This window comes from Telluria sp. LT2P80 (genome assembly GCF_059685955.1).
In genome coordinates this window covers 68,917-82,511 of the sequence record NZ_JCASIO010000005.1, presented here as the reverse complement: position 1 = coordinate 82,511, position 13,595 = coordinate 68,917, and the positions used below count along the sequence as shown (strand labels likewise).

The following is a 13,595-nucleotide window of genomic DNA, read 5'->3' as shown; positions in this document are numbered from 1 at the left end:
TTTCAGCGCTAGCCTTTTAATTCGTCGGCCGCCGCCGCTGGCAGGCTCGACTCCAGCACGACCGGCACCACCGCGCGCAAGCGCTGGATCAGCACGTCGGGATCGCTGTCGGCGATCATCAGGTCTTCGTGCTCGGGCCGCACGAACCCTTCGGCTACCTGGTGGCCCACGAAGGTACGCAGGCCGTCGTAGAAACCGTTCACGTTCAACAGGCCGATCGGCTTGGCGTGGATGCCCAGCTGGGCCCAGGTCACCATCTCGAACAGCTCTTCGAGCGTGCCCATCCCGCCCGGCATGGCGATAAAGCCTTCGGACAGATCGGCCATCATCGCTTTGCGCTCGTGCATGTCCTTGACGACGAACAGGCGCGTGAGGCCCGCGTGGCCCACTTCGCGCTCGACCAGTGCGCGGGGGATGACGCCGGTGGCTTCGCCGCCCAGGCGCAGCACTTCATCGGCGATCACGCCCATCAGGCCGACCTTGCCGCCGCCGTAGACAAGGCTGATATTGTGGTCGACCATGGCGCGCGCCAGCAGGCGCGCGGCATCGGCGTAGGCAGGGTTGACGCCACGTGCGGCGCCGCAGTAGACAGCAAGGGTTTTCATCGTGTGCATTTTCAAAGGAAGTCGGCGCCCGGCCTGGCGTCGGCCGACAGTTTTTTCAGATAGTCGTCAGACAGCTTCTCGAACAGGACGCGCGTTTCGCCATTCAGGTAGGGCCCGACCATCGACAGTACCTGGTAGCAGCCGCGCGCGAGCGCATCGGCAATCGCCTGCTGCTCGCTGTACTTGCGGGGGTTGCGCACATACTCGAACGACAGCCAGTAGGTCGCCACGACCACCATATTGGTTGCCATGGCGCCGATCTGCTGGTCGGACGCGTCGAGCGAGCCTTCGCTGCGCAAGTCTTCGCACAGCTGGCGCGCGACCTTGATCTTGTGCGCGTGGATCGCCTTGAAGTGCAGTTCGAGCTTGCGGTTGCGCGACAGCAAATCGTTCAGGTCGCGGTAGAAGAAGCGGTAGCGCCAGATCAGCTTGAACATGTGGTGCAGGTACAGCCACACGTCTTCCATGTTCGAGCGGCGCCCGGCCGGCACCGTCAGGATGCGCTCGATCTCCGCCTCGAACTGGACGAAGATCGAATTGACGATGTCGTCCTTGTTGCGGAAATGGTAGTACAAATTGCCGGGCGAGATATTCATCTCCTCGGCAATGACGGTGGTCGTGATGTTGGGCTCGCCGAACTCGTTGAACAGCCTGAGCGAGAGCTCCAGGATGCGTTCACGGGTCCGGCGCGGTGCTTTTTGTTGCATGTAGGCCGCTGTTCGTGTTTGTTCCCGCAAGGATATCATCGAACGGTCGTTCTATCGAGCCATCTGCCGGATGACTGGCCGGGGATTCGTGTTATCCGGTCCTGCGCGCGCTCTGCAGGCGGAACGCTTCGTCGAGCTGCTCGCGCAGCGCCCGTGCGCCAAGCGGCTTGATGTAATGGCCATCGGCCACGCCGCTCTTGATGGCTGCTTCGATGTCGGTCAGGTCGGGCTGGCCCGACAGCATCAGGCGTACCGTCTTCGGATAGCGCACTGCCGCCTCGGCCAGCACTTCGGTACCGCGCATGCCGGGCATGGCCTGGTCGCACAGGATCACTTCGACCGGCTCATGCGACAGCACCTGGAGCGCTTCTTCGCCCGAGCAGGCGCTGAGCACCCGGTACGGTTGGCCAATCAGCATGTCGTTGAGCACCCCGAGCATGAAGCGGTCATCGTCGACCAGCAGCAGCGTGCGTGCATCGGCGGCCGGTGTGGTGGCGGCCTCGGTTGACGCGGTTGCGGGCGTTGACTGGATTTGAGCCGGGGCCGGCGGCGTGGCGATTGCGGGCACCGGCGCAGACGCCGGCGTGGGGGTCAGAAAAGCTTCGAGCTCCGCGACGAAGCTTTCGGGTTCGATCGGCTTGCTGATGTAACCATCGAAGCCGGCGGCCAGCACTTTTTCACGGTCGCCCGTCATTGCCAGCGCGGTCACGGCCAGGATCGGCACGCCGGCCAGCGCCGGGTCGCCTTTGAGCTCGGCGAGCACGGCAAACCCGTCCATCCCGGGCAGATTCACGTCGCAGGCGATCAGGTCGGGGCGCTCGCTGCGCGCAGCGGCCACACCGCGGGGGCCATCGGCCGCGCTCAATGGCGCGTGGCCATAGGCGCTGAGCAGGAACGACATCAGTTCGATGTTCGCCGGGTTGTCTTCGATGATCAGGATGCGCGCCACTGGGTGCTCCAAAGGATGCGTTATTGATATCACTGTACCACGCGCGGGCGCGGGGTGGATTCACGCAGCGCCGTGTAAAACAGGTGGCAGCGGACAGGCCGTTGGCACGCGTCGGATCTCGTCCATGACAAGCGCCAGCACGCGCCGGTTGCGGCCCAGCGCCACGTGACCGACACCGCCGATGTCGATGTTGCGCGCACCCTCCAGGTGCCCCGATGTCTGCGGCGCCACGATATTGTCGTGATGCGTATAGATCGACGTGATGCGCCCGCGCGTGGCAGCATCTTCGTGCGCGGCGAGCTCGCTCAGCCACGCGCAGGCGGGCCCGTCGGAGCCCGCCCGCCGCATCTGCGCCGCGTTGATGCCGATGCCGAACGCGGCAAGGCATGTGCCGTGATGCGGCGTGCCGAGGGTGATGACGCGCGCCGCCTGCGCGCTGCCATGCCGGCGTAGCCAGGCGCGCGCGGCCAGGCCACCCATGCTGTGGCCGACGATGATGACCTGCTGCGCACCGGCCGCGCGCCGCAACCGTGTTGCGCCCTCTTCGATCGCATCGGCAAAGCCGTCGATGTCGCCGGTGAGCGGCTCCAGGTCGAGTGTGGCATGGCTGATGCCGGCCGCGTCCAGCCGCGCCGCCAGGTGCATCCAATAGCCGCTGTTGCAACCGTAACCGTGCAGCAGCAGGACGGGCGGCGTGCTGCTGCCAGGATGGATGCGCGTGCGGGGCCGCGCGCGCGGCATGTGCCAGGAACTGGCCAGCATGCTGGCGCCAAACTCTTCGCCGAACATCCGCAACGCGGGGGCCACCCCGATCCGGTGTTCGGGCGGCGTCGGGCTGGCAGCGCGCCGGCTCATCACAAAATTGTTCGCGTTGATCGCCAGGCGCACGAGGATCACGCTCCCCAGGCCGATGGCAACGGCTTGCCACGGCCCGGCGCCGGCCCGGGCGGCGGCCGCGCCGATGGCGCAGGCAACCAGCACCTGCACGAGCAGGACGAGGCGCAGCAGCTGGCGCGAACTCATGCCGGCACCTTGTCTGAACGGCTGGCGCGGTATGAGCGCGAAGCGATGCGGTGGGTGTCCATGACGCGAGTATAGGCTGGCTGCAGCGACGGCATCAACGGGGTGGCGCGTCCTTCAGGATCGCGCGGGCGATGCCGCGCAGGATGTTGACTTCTTCAAGCTCCAGACCACCGCGCGCGAACATGCGCTTGATGCGCGGCATGAGCTTTTTCGGGTTGTCGGCATTCAAAAAGCCAATGGCGACCAGGGCCTGCTCGAGGTGCGCGTACATGCCGTCGATCTGCGTCACGCTGGCGGCGTCGCCCTGGAAACCGACGCCACGGGTAGCGGGCGCGCCGCTGACAGAGGCCATGCGCGCCTCATAGGCCAGCACCTGGGCAGCCTGCGACAGGTTCAGCGAGGAATAATCGGGATTGGCCGGGATGTTGATCAGCACATTGCAGCGCTCGACGATGTCGTTCGGCAGCCCCACGCGCTCGTTGCCGAACACGATGGCGGCGCGCAGCTCGGGCGCCGCGCCGGCATGTTCGGCGAACGCGCGCGGGGTCCAGACAGGGGGCGAGAATTCGCGCAATCTGGCCGAAACGGCGGCGGCGAAGTTGCAGCCGTCAAGGGCCGCGCCGATATCGGGCACGACCCGTGCGTTGTTCAGCACATCCCCCGCGCCACTGGCAAAGGCAACCGCTTCCGGATCGTTGACGAAGTCGGCACACTTCGGCGTGACCAGCACCAGATCGGTAAAGCCCATCGTTTTCATCGCACGCGCAACCGAACCGATGTTGCCGGCGCGGCTCGTTTCGACGAGGACGAAACGCAAACGGCCGAACAGTGGCGGCGGGCTGAAAGAAGAAGTGTCGGTTTGGGTCGGGTTCATTTACAATAGCGACCATCGCGTGGTGCGGACGGTTTTACGGTAGCGGGGGCAAGCCCCGGATTGTAACGGGTTCCAGCGCCACCCTGCTCTTTAATCACTCTTCAATAGCTGATCGTTCACGGCGCCCCATCGGTGCGTGAGTGGGCGTTCGCGTTCTTACGGAAAAGCCTCCATGCACCCAATGCTCAACACGGCCATCAAGGCCGCCCGCCGCGCCGCCACCGTCATCAACCGTGCGTCCTTCGACATCGACCGCATCGTCGTTTCGGAAAAGCAACACAACGATTTCGTCACCGACGTCGACCAGGCGGCGGAGCATGAAATCGTCGAAACGCTGCTCAAGGCGTATCCGGGCCATGCCATCCTGGCCGAGGAAAGCGGTGCATCAGCCAATCTGAACGACGAGAGTGAAAACGTGTGGATCATCGACCCGATCGATGGCACCACCAACTTCCTGCACGGCTATCCCAACTATTGCATCTCGATCGCGCTCAAGCAGCGCGGCGTGATCACGAACGGCCTGGTCTACGACCCGGTCCGCAACGACCTGTTTACCGCCACCAAGGGCGGCGGCGCCTACCTGAACGACAAGCGTATCCGCGTGCGCAGCACCGAGCGGATCGGCCGCGCCCTGCTGTCGTCGGGCCACGGTCCGGATCCACGCGCGCTGGCTGAATACCTGCGCATGTACGAAGTCGTCGCCTCGCGCAGCCATGGCGTGCGCAGCGGCGGTTCGGCAGCACTGGAACTGGCCAACGTGGCCGCTGGCCGCATCGACGGCTTCTTTGAAAAAAACCTGAAGATCTGGGACATCGCGGCTGGCGCCCTGCTGGTGACGGAAGCTGGCGGCATCGTCGGCGAATTCAGCGGCGAGTCCGATTACCTGAACAAGGGTGACGTGATCGCCGCCGGTCCGAAGGTTTTCGGCGCGCTTGTCCCGCTGTTGTCGCCTTTCGCGTAAAATACACGTTGTAACAGTCAGGCCACTCGCAGGCAGTGCTTGCCAGTGGCCTGTGCTTTTGTACAAAACGTTACAGAGTTCTGCGTCAAATACTTTCTACAGTGAAATACACTTCACTATAATCCCTGCTAGCCGCCTGTGCGGCAGCGTCCGGGCGCCCGCTAGCTTGCGCGCCTGCATCGATCAATCCGATTCCAGGACTGCCGCCATGCATGGCGACGGGCCGCTTTTTTACTGAAAAATCTATGTCATTTTCTTCACTCGGTCTCTCTGACGCGATCGTGCGCGCGGTAACCGAACAAGGCTATACCGCCCCGACCCCGATCCAGAGCCAGGCCATTCCAACCGTGCTGAACGGCGGCGATCTGCTCGCCGGCGCCCAGACCGGTACCGGCAAGACGGCTGGCTTCACGCTGCCGATCCTGCATCGCCTGTCGAACGACACGATCGGCGCAGCGCAGAAAAACAAGACCTCGCCACGCGTGATCCGCGCGCTGGTGCTGACCCCGACCCGCGAGCTCGCGGCCCAGGTCGAGGAAAGCGTGCGCCTGTATGGCACGTACACGAACCTGAATTCGGCCGTGATCTTCGGCGGCGTCGGCATCAATCCACAGATCAAGCTGCTCAAGCATGGCGTCGACATCCTCGTCGCCACGCCGGGCCGCCTGCTGGATCACGCTGGCCAGGGCACCGTTGACCTGTCGAAGGTCGAAATCCTGATCCTGGACGAAGCCGACCGCATGCTGGACATGGGCTTCATCCACGACATCCGCAAAGTGCTGGCGCTGCTGCCGGCCAAGCGCCAGAACCTGCTGTTCTCGGCCACGTTCTCGGAAGAGATCAAGACGCTGGCCGATCGCCTGCTGAACAACCCGCAAATGATCGAAGTCGCGCGCCGTAACTCGACCGTCGAAGTCATCGCACAGAAGATCCACCCGGTCGACCGCGACAAGAAGCACCCGCTGCTGTCGCACCTGATCAAGGCGAACAACTGGACGCAGGTGCTGGTGTTCACGCGCACCAAGCACGGCGCCAACAAGCTGGTCGAGCAGCTGGGCAAGGACAGCATCGGCGCGATGGCGATCCACGGCAACAAGAGCCAGTCGGCACGTACCAAGGCGCTGGCCGAGTTCAAGGACGGCAGCCTGCAAGTGCTGGTCGCCACCGACATCGCCGCGCGCGGCATCGACATCGACCAGTTGCCACACGTGGTGAATTACGACCTGCCAAACATCCCGGAAGACTACGTCCACCGCATCGGCCGTACGGGCCGTGCCGGCGCGACGGGTGAAGCGGTGTCGCTGGTCTGCGTTGACGAACACCAGATGTTGAAAGACATCGAGAAGCTGATCAAGCAAACGCTGCCGCGTGAAGTCATCGAGGGCTTCGAGCCGGACATGAACGCCAAGCCACAACCAATCCAGCTGCGCAGCGGCGCCCCAGGCCACACCGGCCGCGGCGGCCGTCCGGGCGGCGGCAACGGCGGTGGCCGTGGCAATGGCGGCGGTGGTGGTGGTAACGGCGGCGGCGGCAACAAGCCGCGCGCCCCCGGCGGCGCCCCCGCAGCCGCAAAACGCAGCGGCCAGCGCCCCGCCTCAGCAGTACGCCGCGACCGCTAACCCAATCAGGGTCAGAGTCGAATTATCGAGAAACTTTGTCACACCACTCGCTCATTCGATGTCACCTAAAGGTTAATATCGCCAGAGCTCTTGCTCAACAATGAGGGTCAGAGTCGAATTGTTTGACAACTTTAAAGGTTGTCATTTAATTCGACTCTGACCCTCATTTTTTTTGTTGCCGCTGATTCCCAAAATTGCGAAAACTTCGCCGATCAATGTTCGCTAGAAAATTGATTGCTCAGCTCGCGCCTTTTCATTTCCACCTAGATGTTTTTGGCGTTGTATTTAATGAGGGTCAGAGTCGAATTGTTGATTAACATCCGGGAATCAACTCACCAGAAGATTGTTGCATTATCGACTTTCTCAAATTCAATTAGTTAACAATTAGGGTCAGAGTCGAATTGTTTGATAACTTTTAAAGTTGTCAGTTAATTCGACTCTGACCCTCATTTTTATTTTGGTGGGGTTAACGGGTGGATATTGAGGTATCACAAAGTTGTGTGGCAGGTGGGTGGGAAGAATGGGATTTTGGGAGCGGGAGGTGGTATGACGCGCAGGGTGCTGGTGCTGGTGGGACTGCTGGTGGCCGGGTGTGCTTCTACGGGGCAGGTCAGCCTGGGTGAGGTGCGCGAGTTTGCGGATGCGTCGGCCAGGCTCGGCGGATATGCAGAATTGTCGCGGCGGTATCGGGACACCTATGAGCGCGAGTTGCCGTATCTGTCGCCGCAGGCCGAGCGCGTGGCGCGCGATACCGATGCCGGGCGACGGGCGGTGTTTGATGACTTTGTGGCGATTCAGAAGACACTCGTCCTGTACATGCAAACGCTGAGTTTGCTGGCAGGCGATGGCCGGTACGAGTTGTCCGGGCGCGTCGATGATCTGGGAAGCGGCCTCAAGGCGATGACCGATTCGGGCTTGAAGCAGCGACATGTGGCGGCCTATACGGGGATGACCCGACTGCTGACACGGGTGATCGCATCCCGCTACCAGAACCGCAGCGTTGACACGATGGTGCGCGATGGGAATGCCGATGTGCAGACGCTGATCGACGCCATGATTGTCCTCACCCGCATCTATGAAAAGGCCAACGAAAATGAGCAGAAGACCGTGCTTGGCCTTTTCAATGCCGAAATCCCGATGGCCAACCGCAATGCCGATCGCATGCTGGTAACGCTGGCCAAGGTGCATCTGCAAAACAAAACAGCCGAGTACAGGCTGATCGACCGCCGTTACAAGCTGGCACAGCAGGGTTTGACCAAGGTGGCCCTGGGCCACCAGAAAATGCGCGAGAACATGGATAAGCTCAGCAGCGAAGAGACGCGCCGCATGCTGGCGGGCTATGTCCACGACCTGAATCTGATCCGCGACGCTCTCAGCGGCGAATAATGGGGAATATCATGGCGACATTTTCACACAGCAATCCCGCCCCGGCAGCCGACGCCGAGATCACGCCAACATCGACCGATCTGCTCCAGCCGGCGGGATCGGCCCTGCCAAACCAACCATCGACGCCCGACACATTCGTCACCACGGTGGCGCCTGGTACGCCACCCGCGGCGCAGCATGCTGCCGCAACCGGGCCCGATGCGGACGGCGTCGCTCGGGCCAATGCGCTATCGAACATGGAACACGTCGTTGACCTGGCCGACAGTGTGGTCTGTATCGCCGATGACCTGCACGAACGTATTCTGCAGGAGATTGCAAGTTACAACGGTCGCACCATGCCGGATGCGCAGAAGGCCCTGCTGCGCGCATTGACAGACGATGAGCTCTTGCTGCGCCAGTATGCCCATGCGCTGTACGCCAACGCCGCCACGTTCGTCATCCACGATCTGGCCCAGCCACAACATCGGCTAATGGCGCTGACGGCAGAGGCGGCAGAAAAAATCCGCCGCATCGGTGTCATTGGCGAAGTCACTGGGCTCGTTGGCGGGATTCTATTATTGATCGGCAGCATCGCCAGGGGCCAGTTTTCGCAGGTGGGCGCTGCGCTGGAGAAAATACAGCTTCACAACGCCGCACTCAAGACGCTCAAGCCGAGTTCGCCGACAAAAACCTGAATCCTGCCGGGTGCAGATACGCAAGCGGCGTCTGTCGAACCCCACTGACCCGCTCAGGCAATCACGTCCGGCAGACTCGACGGATCGAAATCGGCCCAGTCACCAGCCACGATATTGCCCTGCGCACGCTCGATATGATGTGCGCCAAGTCCACGCAGCAAGTCAACGGCGCGGGCTTCCAGCGCGGGATCGGTGAACGCGACCGCCACCAGCATGCCGGCCGTGCGCGGCGCTACTGCGTTTTCGCCGCCCTCCTCCGGTTCGCCCCGGTCTTTCATCTTCGAAAAGCTGAACAGCGAACCGATATGCCCGCCCACGAGCCCGCCAACGATCGGTCCAATCGGCCCGGTGATCGGCGACGTCGCTGCACCGACTGCCACGCCAACCGCACCGCCCGTCGCCATGCCCTGGACGACGCCTTCGGGCGTGTCCTTTGCACCGGGCGACTGCAAATTGTCGCCGCCGATGGGCGTCATATCGTGCTGACCCGGCTGGCTCAGGTAAAAGCCGCTGATGCGATCTGCTTCAAAACCAGCGTCAACCAGTGCGCTGCGCGCGCGGTCGACGTCGTCCTGAAGCTGGAAACGTCCTGCAATGATCATAGACATGGGCAAGTTCTCCTGGATAGAGAGACCAGCATGCGCCCGCGGCAGTGACCCATCTGTACGGCGACGCACGCACCCTGTCACAGGCGACCGCTCTGGATCTGACGGCTTCAGCGTTCAGCGCCACTGCCCATAGACCACGCCATACTGCGGCGGTTCCTCCACCGGGGCAGGCGGTGTGCTTTGCCATTGACGTGGATCGATCCTGTAATACTTGAGAAATTCATCGTACAACGCGGGATGGCGCGCGGCGAGCTGGTGCGGTTGCTCGAAGAAGCTTTCCGTGGCGACGGCGAAAAATTCAGCTGGATTGGTGGCGCCGTAATGGTCGAGCACACCCTGCTTGCCCCACAGGGCATCGTGCCGCAAGTTCGTGTAATCGCGCGACAGCACTTCGGACCAACTACGGTAACGCTCGCTACTGCCCAGATACGGCGCACCATTGGTGTTGCCGGACTCGCTGTCGAGCTGATGCGCAAACTCGTGCAACACGACGTTGTGGCCAGGCGCATCCAGAGTATCACCGCGCCGCACATGATCCCACGACAAGATGACGCGCCCATCGCCCCACGATTCACCCAGCAAGTCCTGCCGCTCTTCGGTCACCACGCCGGATGCGTCGATCTGCTTGCGCGGCGCCAGGAATGCTCCCGGGTAGACCAGCACCATCTCGAGCGTCGGATAACTGACCGGTTTTGCATCGCCGTCGACACGACCCAGCAGCAGCAAGCACGCCTGGCCTGCAATGGTCACGCGCATCTCGTCGGTCAACTCGAGCCCGGCGCAGCCGACAAACTTTTTTTCATGCAGAAAATGCTGGACCATCCGCGCCAGTTGTTGGCGCTGCAGATCGTCCATGCGACTGTATTGCATGACATTACGGGCGAGGATCGCCACATGCTCTTCCGACAGCGGCCGGGATATCGCGCGGCGCAAGCGCCATTTGGGCACCAGCCAGGCGGCCAGGATAACGACGCCCAGCACCCCGACAGCAAGCGTTTCCATCATCAGGCCCGTTTGGCGAGCCAGGCCTGCACGTCGTCAGCGCCGCCGATCAATTCACCACCGACGAAAATTTGTGGCCACGTCATCCGGCCGCTAATGCCGCGCAAGACGATTGAATTGATCTTCTGGTCTTCGGAAATGTCGGTGAAATGGATGTCCTGTTCCTGCAATGCTTGCCGTGCGCGCGCGCAATGCGGGCAACCGGGCCGCGAAAACATGACCACCGGCTCTGGCACCTGGGCCTGTGGCGCAACGTAGTCAAGCATCGTGTCGGCGTCCGACACCTCGAACGGATCACCTTCCTTGTCAGCCTCGATGAAAATCTTGTCGATCACGCCGTCGCGCACGAGCATCGAATAGCGCCACGAGCGGCTGCCGAAACCGAGGTCGCGCTTGTCGACCAGCATGCCCATGCCGGTCGTAAAGTCACCATTGCCGTCCGGGATGACCGTGATGTTGGCGGCGTCCTGCCCTGCTTTCCACTGATTCATGACGAAGGCGTCATTGACCGAAATGCAGAGCACCTCATCGACACCATGCGAGCGCAGCACGGGCGCCAGCTCGTTGTAGCGCGGCAGATGGGTCGAGGAACAGGTTGGCGTAAATGCGCCGGGCAGCGAAAAGACCACCACGGTGCGGCCCTTGAACAATTCATCGGACGTCACATCGCGCCACTGATCGTCGGGGCGCGCCTTGAACGTCACCTTGGGTACGGGTTTGCCTTCCAGCGATTCGGCACTCGGTAACATCGATACTCCTATCTGGTTGATTGTGCATCGCGCAAATACAGCGACATGGCACGTCAGTTGAGGACTATTGATTTGTTTTCAACACGCACCATGCAAAAAACGCGGCCCAAAAAACAAAACCGCGCAACATGCGCGGCAAAGGACGACAGCGTTCGTCAGGACCGTGGCCAGTGCGGGTCTCGACCGCACCAGCCCGGGGGCGCAACTGCGGCGCCTTACTTGACTGCAGGTTGGCCTGGTGGCGGGCCGAACAGTGCTGCTACGAGTGGATCGCGTGCCACAGGGCTGCGATTGACGCGGATGGCATAGTGGGTGTCATCGGCCAGGATATGGAAGTGACGACCGCTGCCAGCCATGTTCTGCTCGCGCAGGCCCGGACGCTCCTTGCGTGGGGCGACGCCTTCGCGCTTTGGCTGGCAGATCGCTGCCAGGAACGCCTTGACGCGGTCTGGGTCTGGCGAAATCTGGTACACGGCCTTGCCCAGATAGGTAGCGGTGCCTTCGATGTAGCGGGCCAGCTCGATCACGCCGGCTTCGCGCAGATCGCGGATGTACTTGCGGGCGCCGGACGGCGAAAACTTGAGGAACCACGCGATCTCATCGGCCAGCATTTCATGGCTCGAGAGTTCGTTGATCAGCTTTTGCATGTTTTCAATGCGGCGCTGGGTGGCAGACGTCGAACGCACGCGCTCGATCGGGGCCAAAGAAATCGGTGCGCGCTCGGTTGGCTGTGGTGGGACGCGTTCAATCAGCGCCGAATTGCCGGAGGTGTGCACTGCGCCGGTCTCGCTATGTACCGCGTTGTGCTGTGTCGTTGCATGCATATTGATTAGCTCCAATAGAGAGTGAGACTATGTGGTCCGGGTCGCTGTGTGTCGTGTGACACCCTGACAACATCTCGGTTCCGCTTAACTAGCCTCAAGATTGCCTGCATCAGACACCATGGTCTGTGCGCCATCCAACATTCGACAAGATTCCTGAAAGCACCATGGTGCAGGGCACAAAAACATGTTGTTTTGGCGCCGCTGGTGGAATTCTTGGCAATCTTGTAAACTCTCCAAGACATGACAACGCTGCCGCATCATGTCATCTGCACAAGCAACACTATACCTGCATGACTGCAACATGACATTCTGCAGTGCGCACCCTCCTCATCCGCAACATGACAGCGTCGTTACAGTTAGTTTCACCTTAGAAATGTGCGAATTTGATCACTGTTGTAAAATCGCACAGCGTTTTTGCATTAGGTGCGGTAGCGCACCGAGGATTCGGAACTGGCACTGTTAAGCTTTATCCAACTTAGCTGCTGACGCATGCTTTGTCATCAATTTTAACCAACGGGAGTTACCTGTGAACAACACCAAGAAAATCGCCCTGGCTGCAGCACTGCTGTGCGCATCCGGCGCCACCCTCGCGCAAGAGATCAACCCATCGTGGTATATCCAGCCTAGCGTGAACCACGTTAAGCCAGATGCAGACTTCGGCGTTGATGACCGCGACACGGGTGGCGGCCTGAAGTTCGGTAAGGCGGTCAGTCAGAACTGGGACATCCAGGTCGGCGCCAGCCAGACCCGTTTCGAACAGGGTCGCAGTGAATACCGCCAGACCCTGCTCGGCGCAGACGCTCTGCTGATGCTGAGCCGTGAGCGTTTCCGTCCATTCATCCTGTTCGGTCTGGGTGTTGAGCGTGACAAGGTCAACAATCCACTGCGTAACGTCGAGAAAAACTCGCCGTACGGCACCGTTGGTATCGGTTTCCAGGCAAGCCTGACCCCGCAATGGTCGCTGCAAGCTGACCTGCGCACCGTGCGTGGCTTCCTGCGTGATGACGAACTGTTCGGCTTCAAGCGCAGCAACAACAAAATGCTGACCGTCGGCGTGAACTACGCGTTCAACCCACCACCAGCAGCACCAATGCCAGCACCGGCACCAGTGGTCGAAGCACCAGCTCCAGCACCTGAGCCAGTCGCACCGCCACCACCACCAGCACCACGCTTCCAGAAAGTCACCCTCGAAGCGACCAAGATGTTCGCCTTCGACAAGGCTGTCGTGATCACCCCAGCACCTAAGCTGGACGAAATCGCTGCTGCCCTGCAAGCTGACACCAGCGTCACCAACGTCGAAATCACCGGCTACACCGACCGTCTGGGTTCGGAGACCTACAACCAGAAGCTGTCGGAGCGTCGCGCCATGGCCGTGCGTGAGTATCTGATCGGCAAAGGCATCGACGGTAACCGTCTGCGCGCTATCGGCAAGGGCGAAGCTAACCCAGTCGTCGAGTGCAACCAGAAAGGCCGCGCTCAGCTGATCGCTTGCCTGGAACCTAACCGTCGCGTCGAAGTCGACCAGATCACGGTTGAAGTCCCAGTCCAGCGTTAATACCTGAAGCTGTCACCACCGCATGTCGGTGGTGACCATGCGAGATCGAGGGGGCTTCG

Annotated in this window: 14 protein-coding genes; 5 read left to right on the top strand and 9 right to left on the bottom strand. The window is 61.6% G+C overall.

Features of this window, described 5'->3' with window-relative positions:
- Positions 1 to 8 precede the first annotated feature (8 nt).
- The 5 genes from AC56LW_RS14485 to AC56LW_RS14465 all read right to left on the bottom strand — a co-directional run bounded on the left by AC56LW_RS14485 (position 9) and on the right by AC56LW_RS14465 (position 4,158).
- Positions 9 to 605 carry an LOG family protein gene (locus tag AC56LW_RS14485; protein WP_499635409.1) on the bottom strand — a complete coding sequence of 199 codons (597 nt, stop codon included), beginning with the start codon at positions 603 to 605 and terminating at the stop codon, positions 9 to 11.
- Between the two features lie 11 nt (positions 606 to 616).
- On the bottom strand, positions 617 to 1,312 hold the full coding sequence (locus AC56LW_RS14480; RefSeq protein ID WP_183550752.1) for a TetR/AcrR family transcriptional regulator: 696 nt from the start codon (positions 1,310 to 1,312) through the stop codon (positions 617 to 619).
- A gap of 91 nt (positions 1,313 to 1,403) precedes the next feature.
- The gene (locus tag AC56LW_RS14475) at positions 1,404 to 2,261 is read right to left on the bottom strand and encodes a response regulator (RefSeq protein ID WP_499635406.1); all 858 of its coding nucleotides are present in this window, start codon (positions 2,259 to 2,261) and stop codon (positions 1,404 to 1,406) included.
- A 60-nt stretch (positions 2,262 to 2,321) separates the two neighbouring features.
- The gene (locus AC56LW_RS14470; protein ID WP_499635403.1) at positions 2,322 to 3,284 is read right to left on the bottom strand and encodes an alpha/beta hydrolase; all 963 of its coding nucleotides are present in this window, start codon (positions 3,282 to 3,284) and stop codon (positions 2,322 to 2,324) included.
- Positions 3,285 to 3,378: 94 nt separating this feature from the next.
- Entirely contained in the window at positions 3,379 to 4,158 is a 780-nt protein-coding gene (locus AC56LW_RS14465) for an RNA methyltransferase (RefSeq protein WP_499635401.1), read from the bottom strand.
- Positions 4,159 to 4,339: 181 nt separating this feature from the next.
- On the opposite strand from AC56LW_RS14465, the gene AC56LW_RS14460 reads away from it, so the two are divergent.
- From AC56LW_RS14460 to AC56LW_RS14445, 4 genes are all read left to right on the top strand, one after another.
- Positions 4,340 to 5,119 carry an inositol monophosphatase family protein gene (locus AC56LW_RS14460; RefSeq protein ID WP_183553544.1) on the top strand — a complete coding sequence of 260 codons (780 nt, stop codon included), beginning with the start codon at positions 4,340 to 4,342 and terminating at the stop codon, positions 5,117 to 5,119.
- Positions 5,120 to 5,364: 245 nt separating this feature from the next.
- Complete coding sequence (locus AC56LW_RS14455; protein ID WP_499635398.1) at positions 5,365 to 6,738, top strand: DEAD/DEAH box helicase; 1,374 nt, start codon at positions 5,365 to 5,367, stop codon at positions 6,736 to 6,738.
- Positions 6,739 to 7,284: 546 nt separating this feature from the next.
- Complete coding sequence (locus tag AC56LW_RS14450) at positions 7,285 to 8,124, top strand: hypothetical protein (RefSeq protein WP_499635395.1); 840 nt, start codon at positions 7,285 to 7,287, stop codon at positions 8,122 to 8,124.
- Positions 8,125 to 8,135: 11 nt separating this feature from the next.
- On the top strand, positions 8,136 to 8,798 hold the full coding sequence (locus tag AC56LW_RS14445) for a hypothetical protein (protein WP_499635393.1): 663 nt from the start codon (positions 8,136 to 8,138) through the stop codon (positions 8,796 to 8,798).
- Between the two features lie 53 nt (positions 8,799 to 8,851).
- Here AC56LW_RS14445 and AC56LW_RS14440 read toward each other — a convergent pair whose 3' ends face one another.
- The 4 genes from AC56LW_RS14440 to AC56LW_RS14425 form a co-directional block, all read right to left on the bottom strand.
- Positions 8,852 to 9,406, bottom strand: a complete 555-nt coding sequence (locus tag AC56LW_RS14440; RefSeq protein ID WP_332529902.1) for a hypothetical protein — start codon at positions 9,404 to 9,406, stop codon at positions 8,852 to 8,854.
- 114 nt (positions 9,407 to 9,520) lie between these two features.
- A complete protein-coding gene (locus tag AC56LW_RS14435; RefSeq protein ID WP_499635872.1) occupies positions 9,521 to 10,408 on the bottom strand; it encodes a M90 family metallopeptidase in 888 nt (295 codons plus the stop codon).
- A 2-nt stretch (positions 10,409 to 10,410) separates the two neighbouring features.
- Positions 10,411 to 11,157, bottom strand: coding sequence for a glutathione peroxidase (locus tag AC56LW_RS14430; protein ID WP_499635390.1), 747 nt, complete (start codon positions 11,155 to 11,157; stop codon positions 10,411 to 10,413).
- Positions 11,158 to 11,372: 215 nt separating this feature from the next.
- Positions 11,373 to 11,981, bottom strand: a complete 609-nt coding sequence (locus AC56LW_RS14425) for a winged helix-turn-helix domain-containing protein (RefSeq protein WP_332529899.1) — start codon at positions 11,979 to 11,981, stop codon at positions 11,373 to 11,375.
- A gap of 526 nt (positions 11,982 to 12,507) precedes the next feature.
- Between AC56LW_RS14425 and AC56LW_RS14420 the strand changes: the two genes are divergently transcribed.
- Positions 12,508 to 13,536, top strand: a complete 1,029-nt coding sequence (locus AC56LW_RS14420; RefSeq protein WP_499452995.1) for an OmpA family protein — start codon at positions 12,508 to 12,510, stop codon at positions 13,534 to 13,536.
- The last annotated feature ends 59 nt before the right edge of the window (positions 13,537 to 13,595 follow it).

What these genes read in the sequence shown, in the direction of transcription:
- AC56LW_RS14485 (WP_499635409.1), bottom strand. Translation starts at nt 605, where the DNA reads ATGAAAACCCTTGCTGTCTACTGCGGCGCCGCACGTGGCGTCAACCCT.
- AC56LW_RS14480 (WP_183550752.1), bottom strand. Translation starts at nt 1,312, where the DNA reads ATGCAACAAAAAGCACCGCGCCGGACCCGTGAACGCATCCTGGAGCTC.
- AC56LW_RS14470 (WP_499635403.1), bottom strand. Translation starts at nt 3,284, where the DNA reads ATGAGTTCGCGCCAGCTGCTGCGCCTCGTCCTGCTCGTGCAGGTGCTG.
- AC56LW_RS14465 (WP_499635401.1), bottom strand. Translation starts at nt 4,158, where the DNA reads ATGAACCCGACCCAAACCGACACTTCTTCTTTCAGCCCGCCGCCACTG.
- AC56LW_RS14460 (WP_183553544.1), top strand. Translation starts at nt 4,340, where the DNA reads ATGCTCAACACGGCCATCAAGGCCGCCCGCCGCGCCGCCACCGTCATC.
- AC56LW_RS14455 (WP_499635398.1), top strand. Translation starts at nt 5,365, where the DNA reads ATGTCATTTTCTTCACTCGGTCTCTCTGACGCGATCGTGCGCGCGGTA.
- AC56LW_RS14450 (WP_499635395.1), top strand. Translation starts at nt 7,285, where the DNA reads ATGACGCGCAGGGTGCTGGTGCTGGTGGGACTGCTGGTGGCCGGGTGT.
- AC56LW_RS14445 (WP_499635393.1), top strand. Translation starts at nt 8,136, where the DNA reads ATGGCGACATTTTCACACAGCAATCCCGCCCCGGCAGCCGACGCCGAG.
- AC56LW_RS14440 (WP_332529902.1), bottom strand. Translation starts at nt 9,406, where the DNA reads ATGTCTATGATCATTGCAGGACGTTTCCAGCTTCAGGACGACGTCGAC.
- AC56LW_RS14435 (WP_499635872.1), bottom strand. Translation starts at nt 10,408, where the DNA reads ATGGAAACGCTTGCTGTCGGGGTGCTGGGCGTCGTTATCCTGGCCGCC.
- AC56LW_RS14430 (WP_499635390.1), bottom strand. Translation starts at nt 11,157, where the DNA reads ATGTTACCGAGTGCCGAATCGCTGGAAGGCAAACCCGTACCCAAGGTG.
- AC56LW_RS14425 (WP_332529899.1), bottom strand. Translation starts at nt 11,981, where the DNA reads ATGCATGCAACGACACAGCACAACGCGGTACATAGCGAGACCGGCGCA.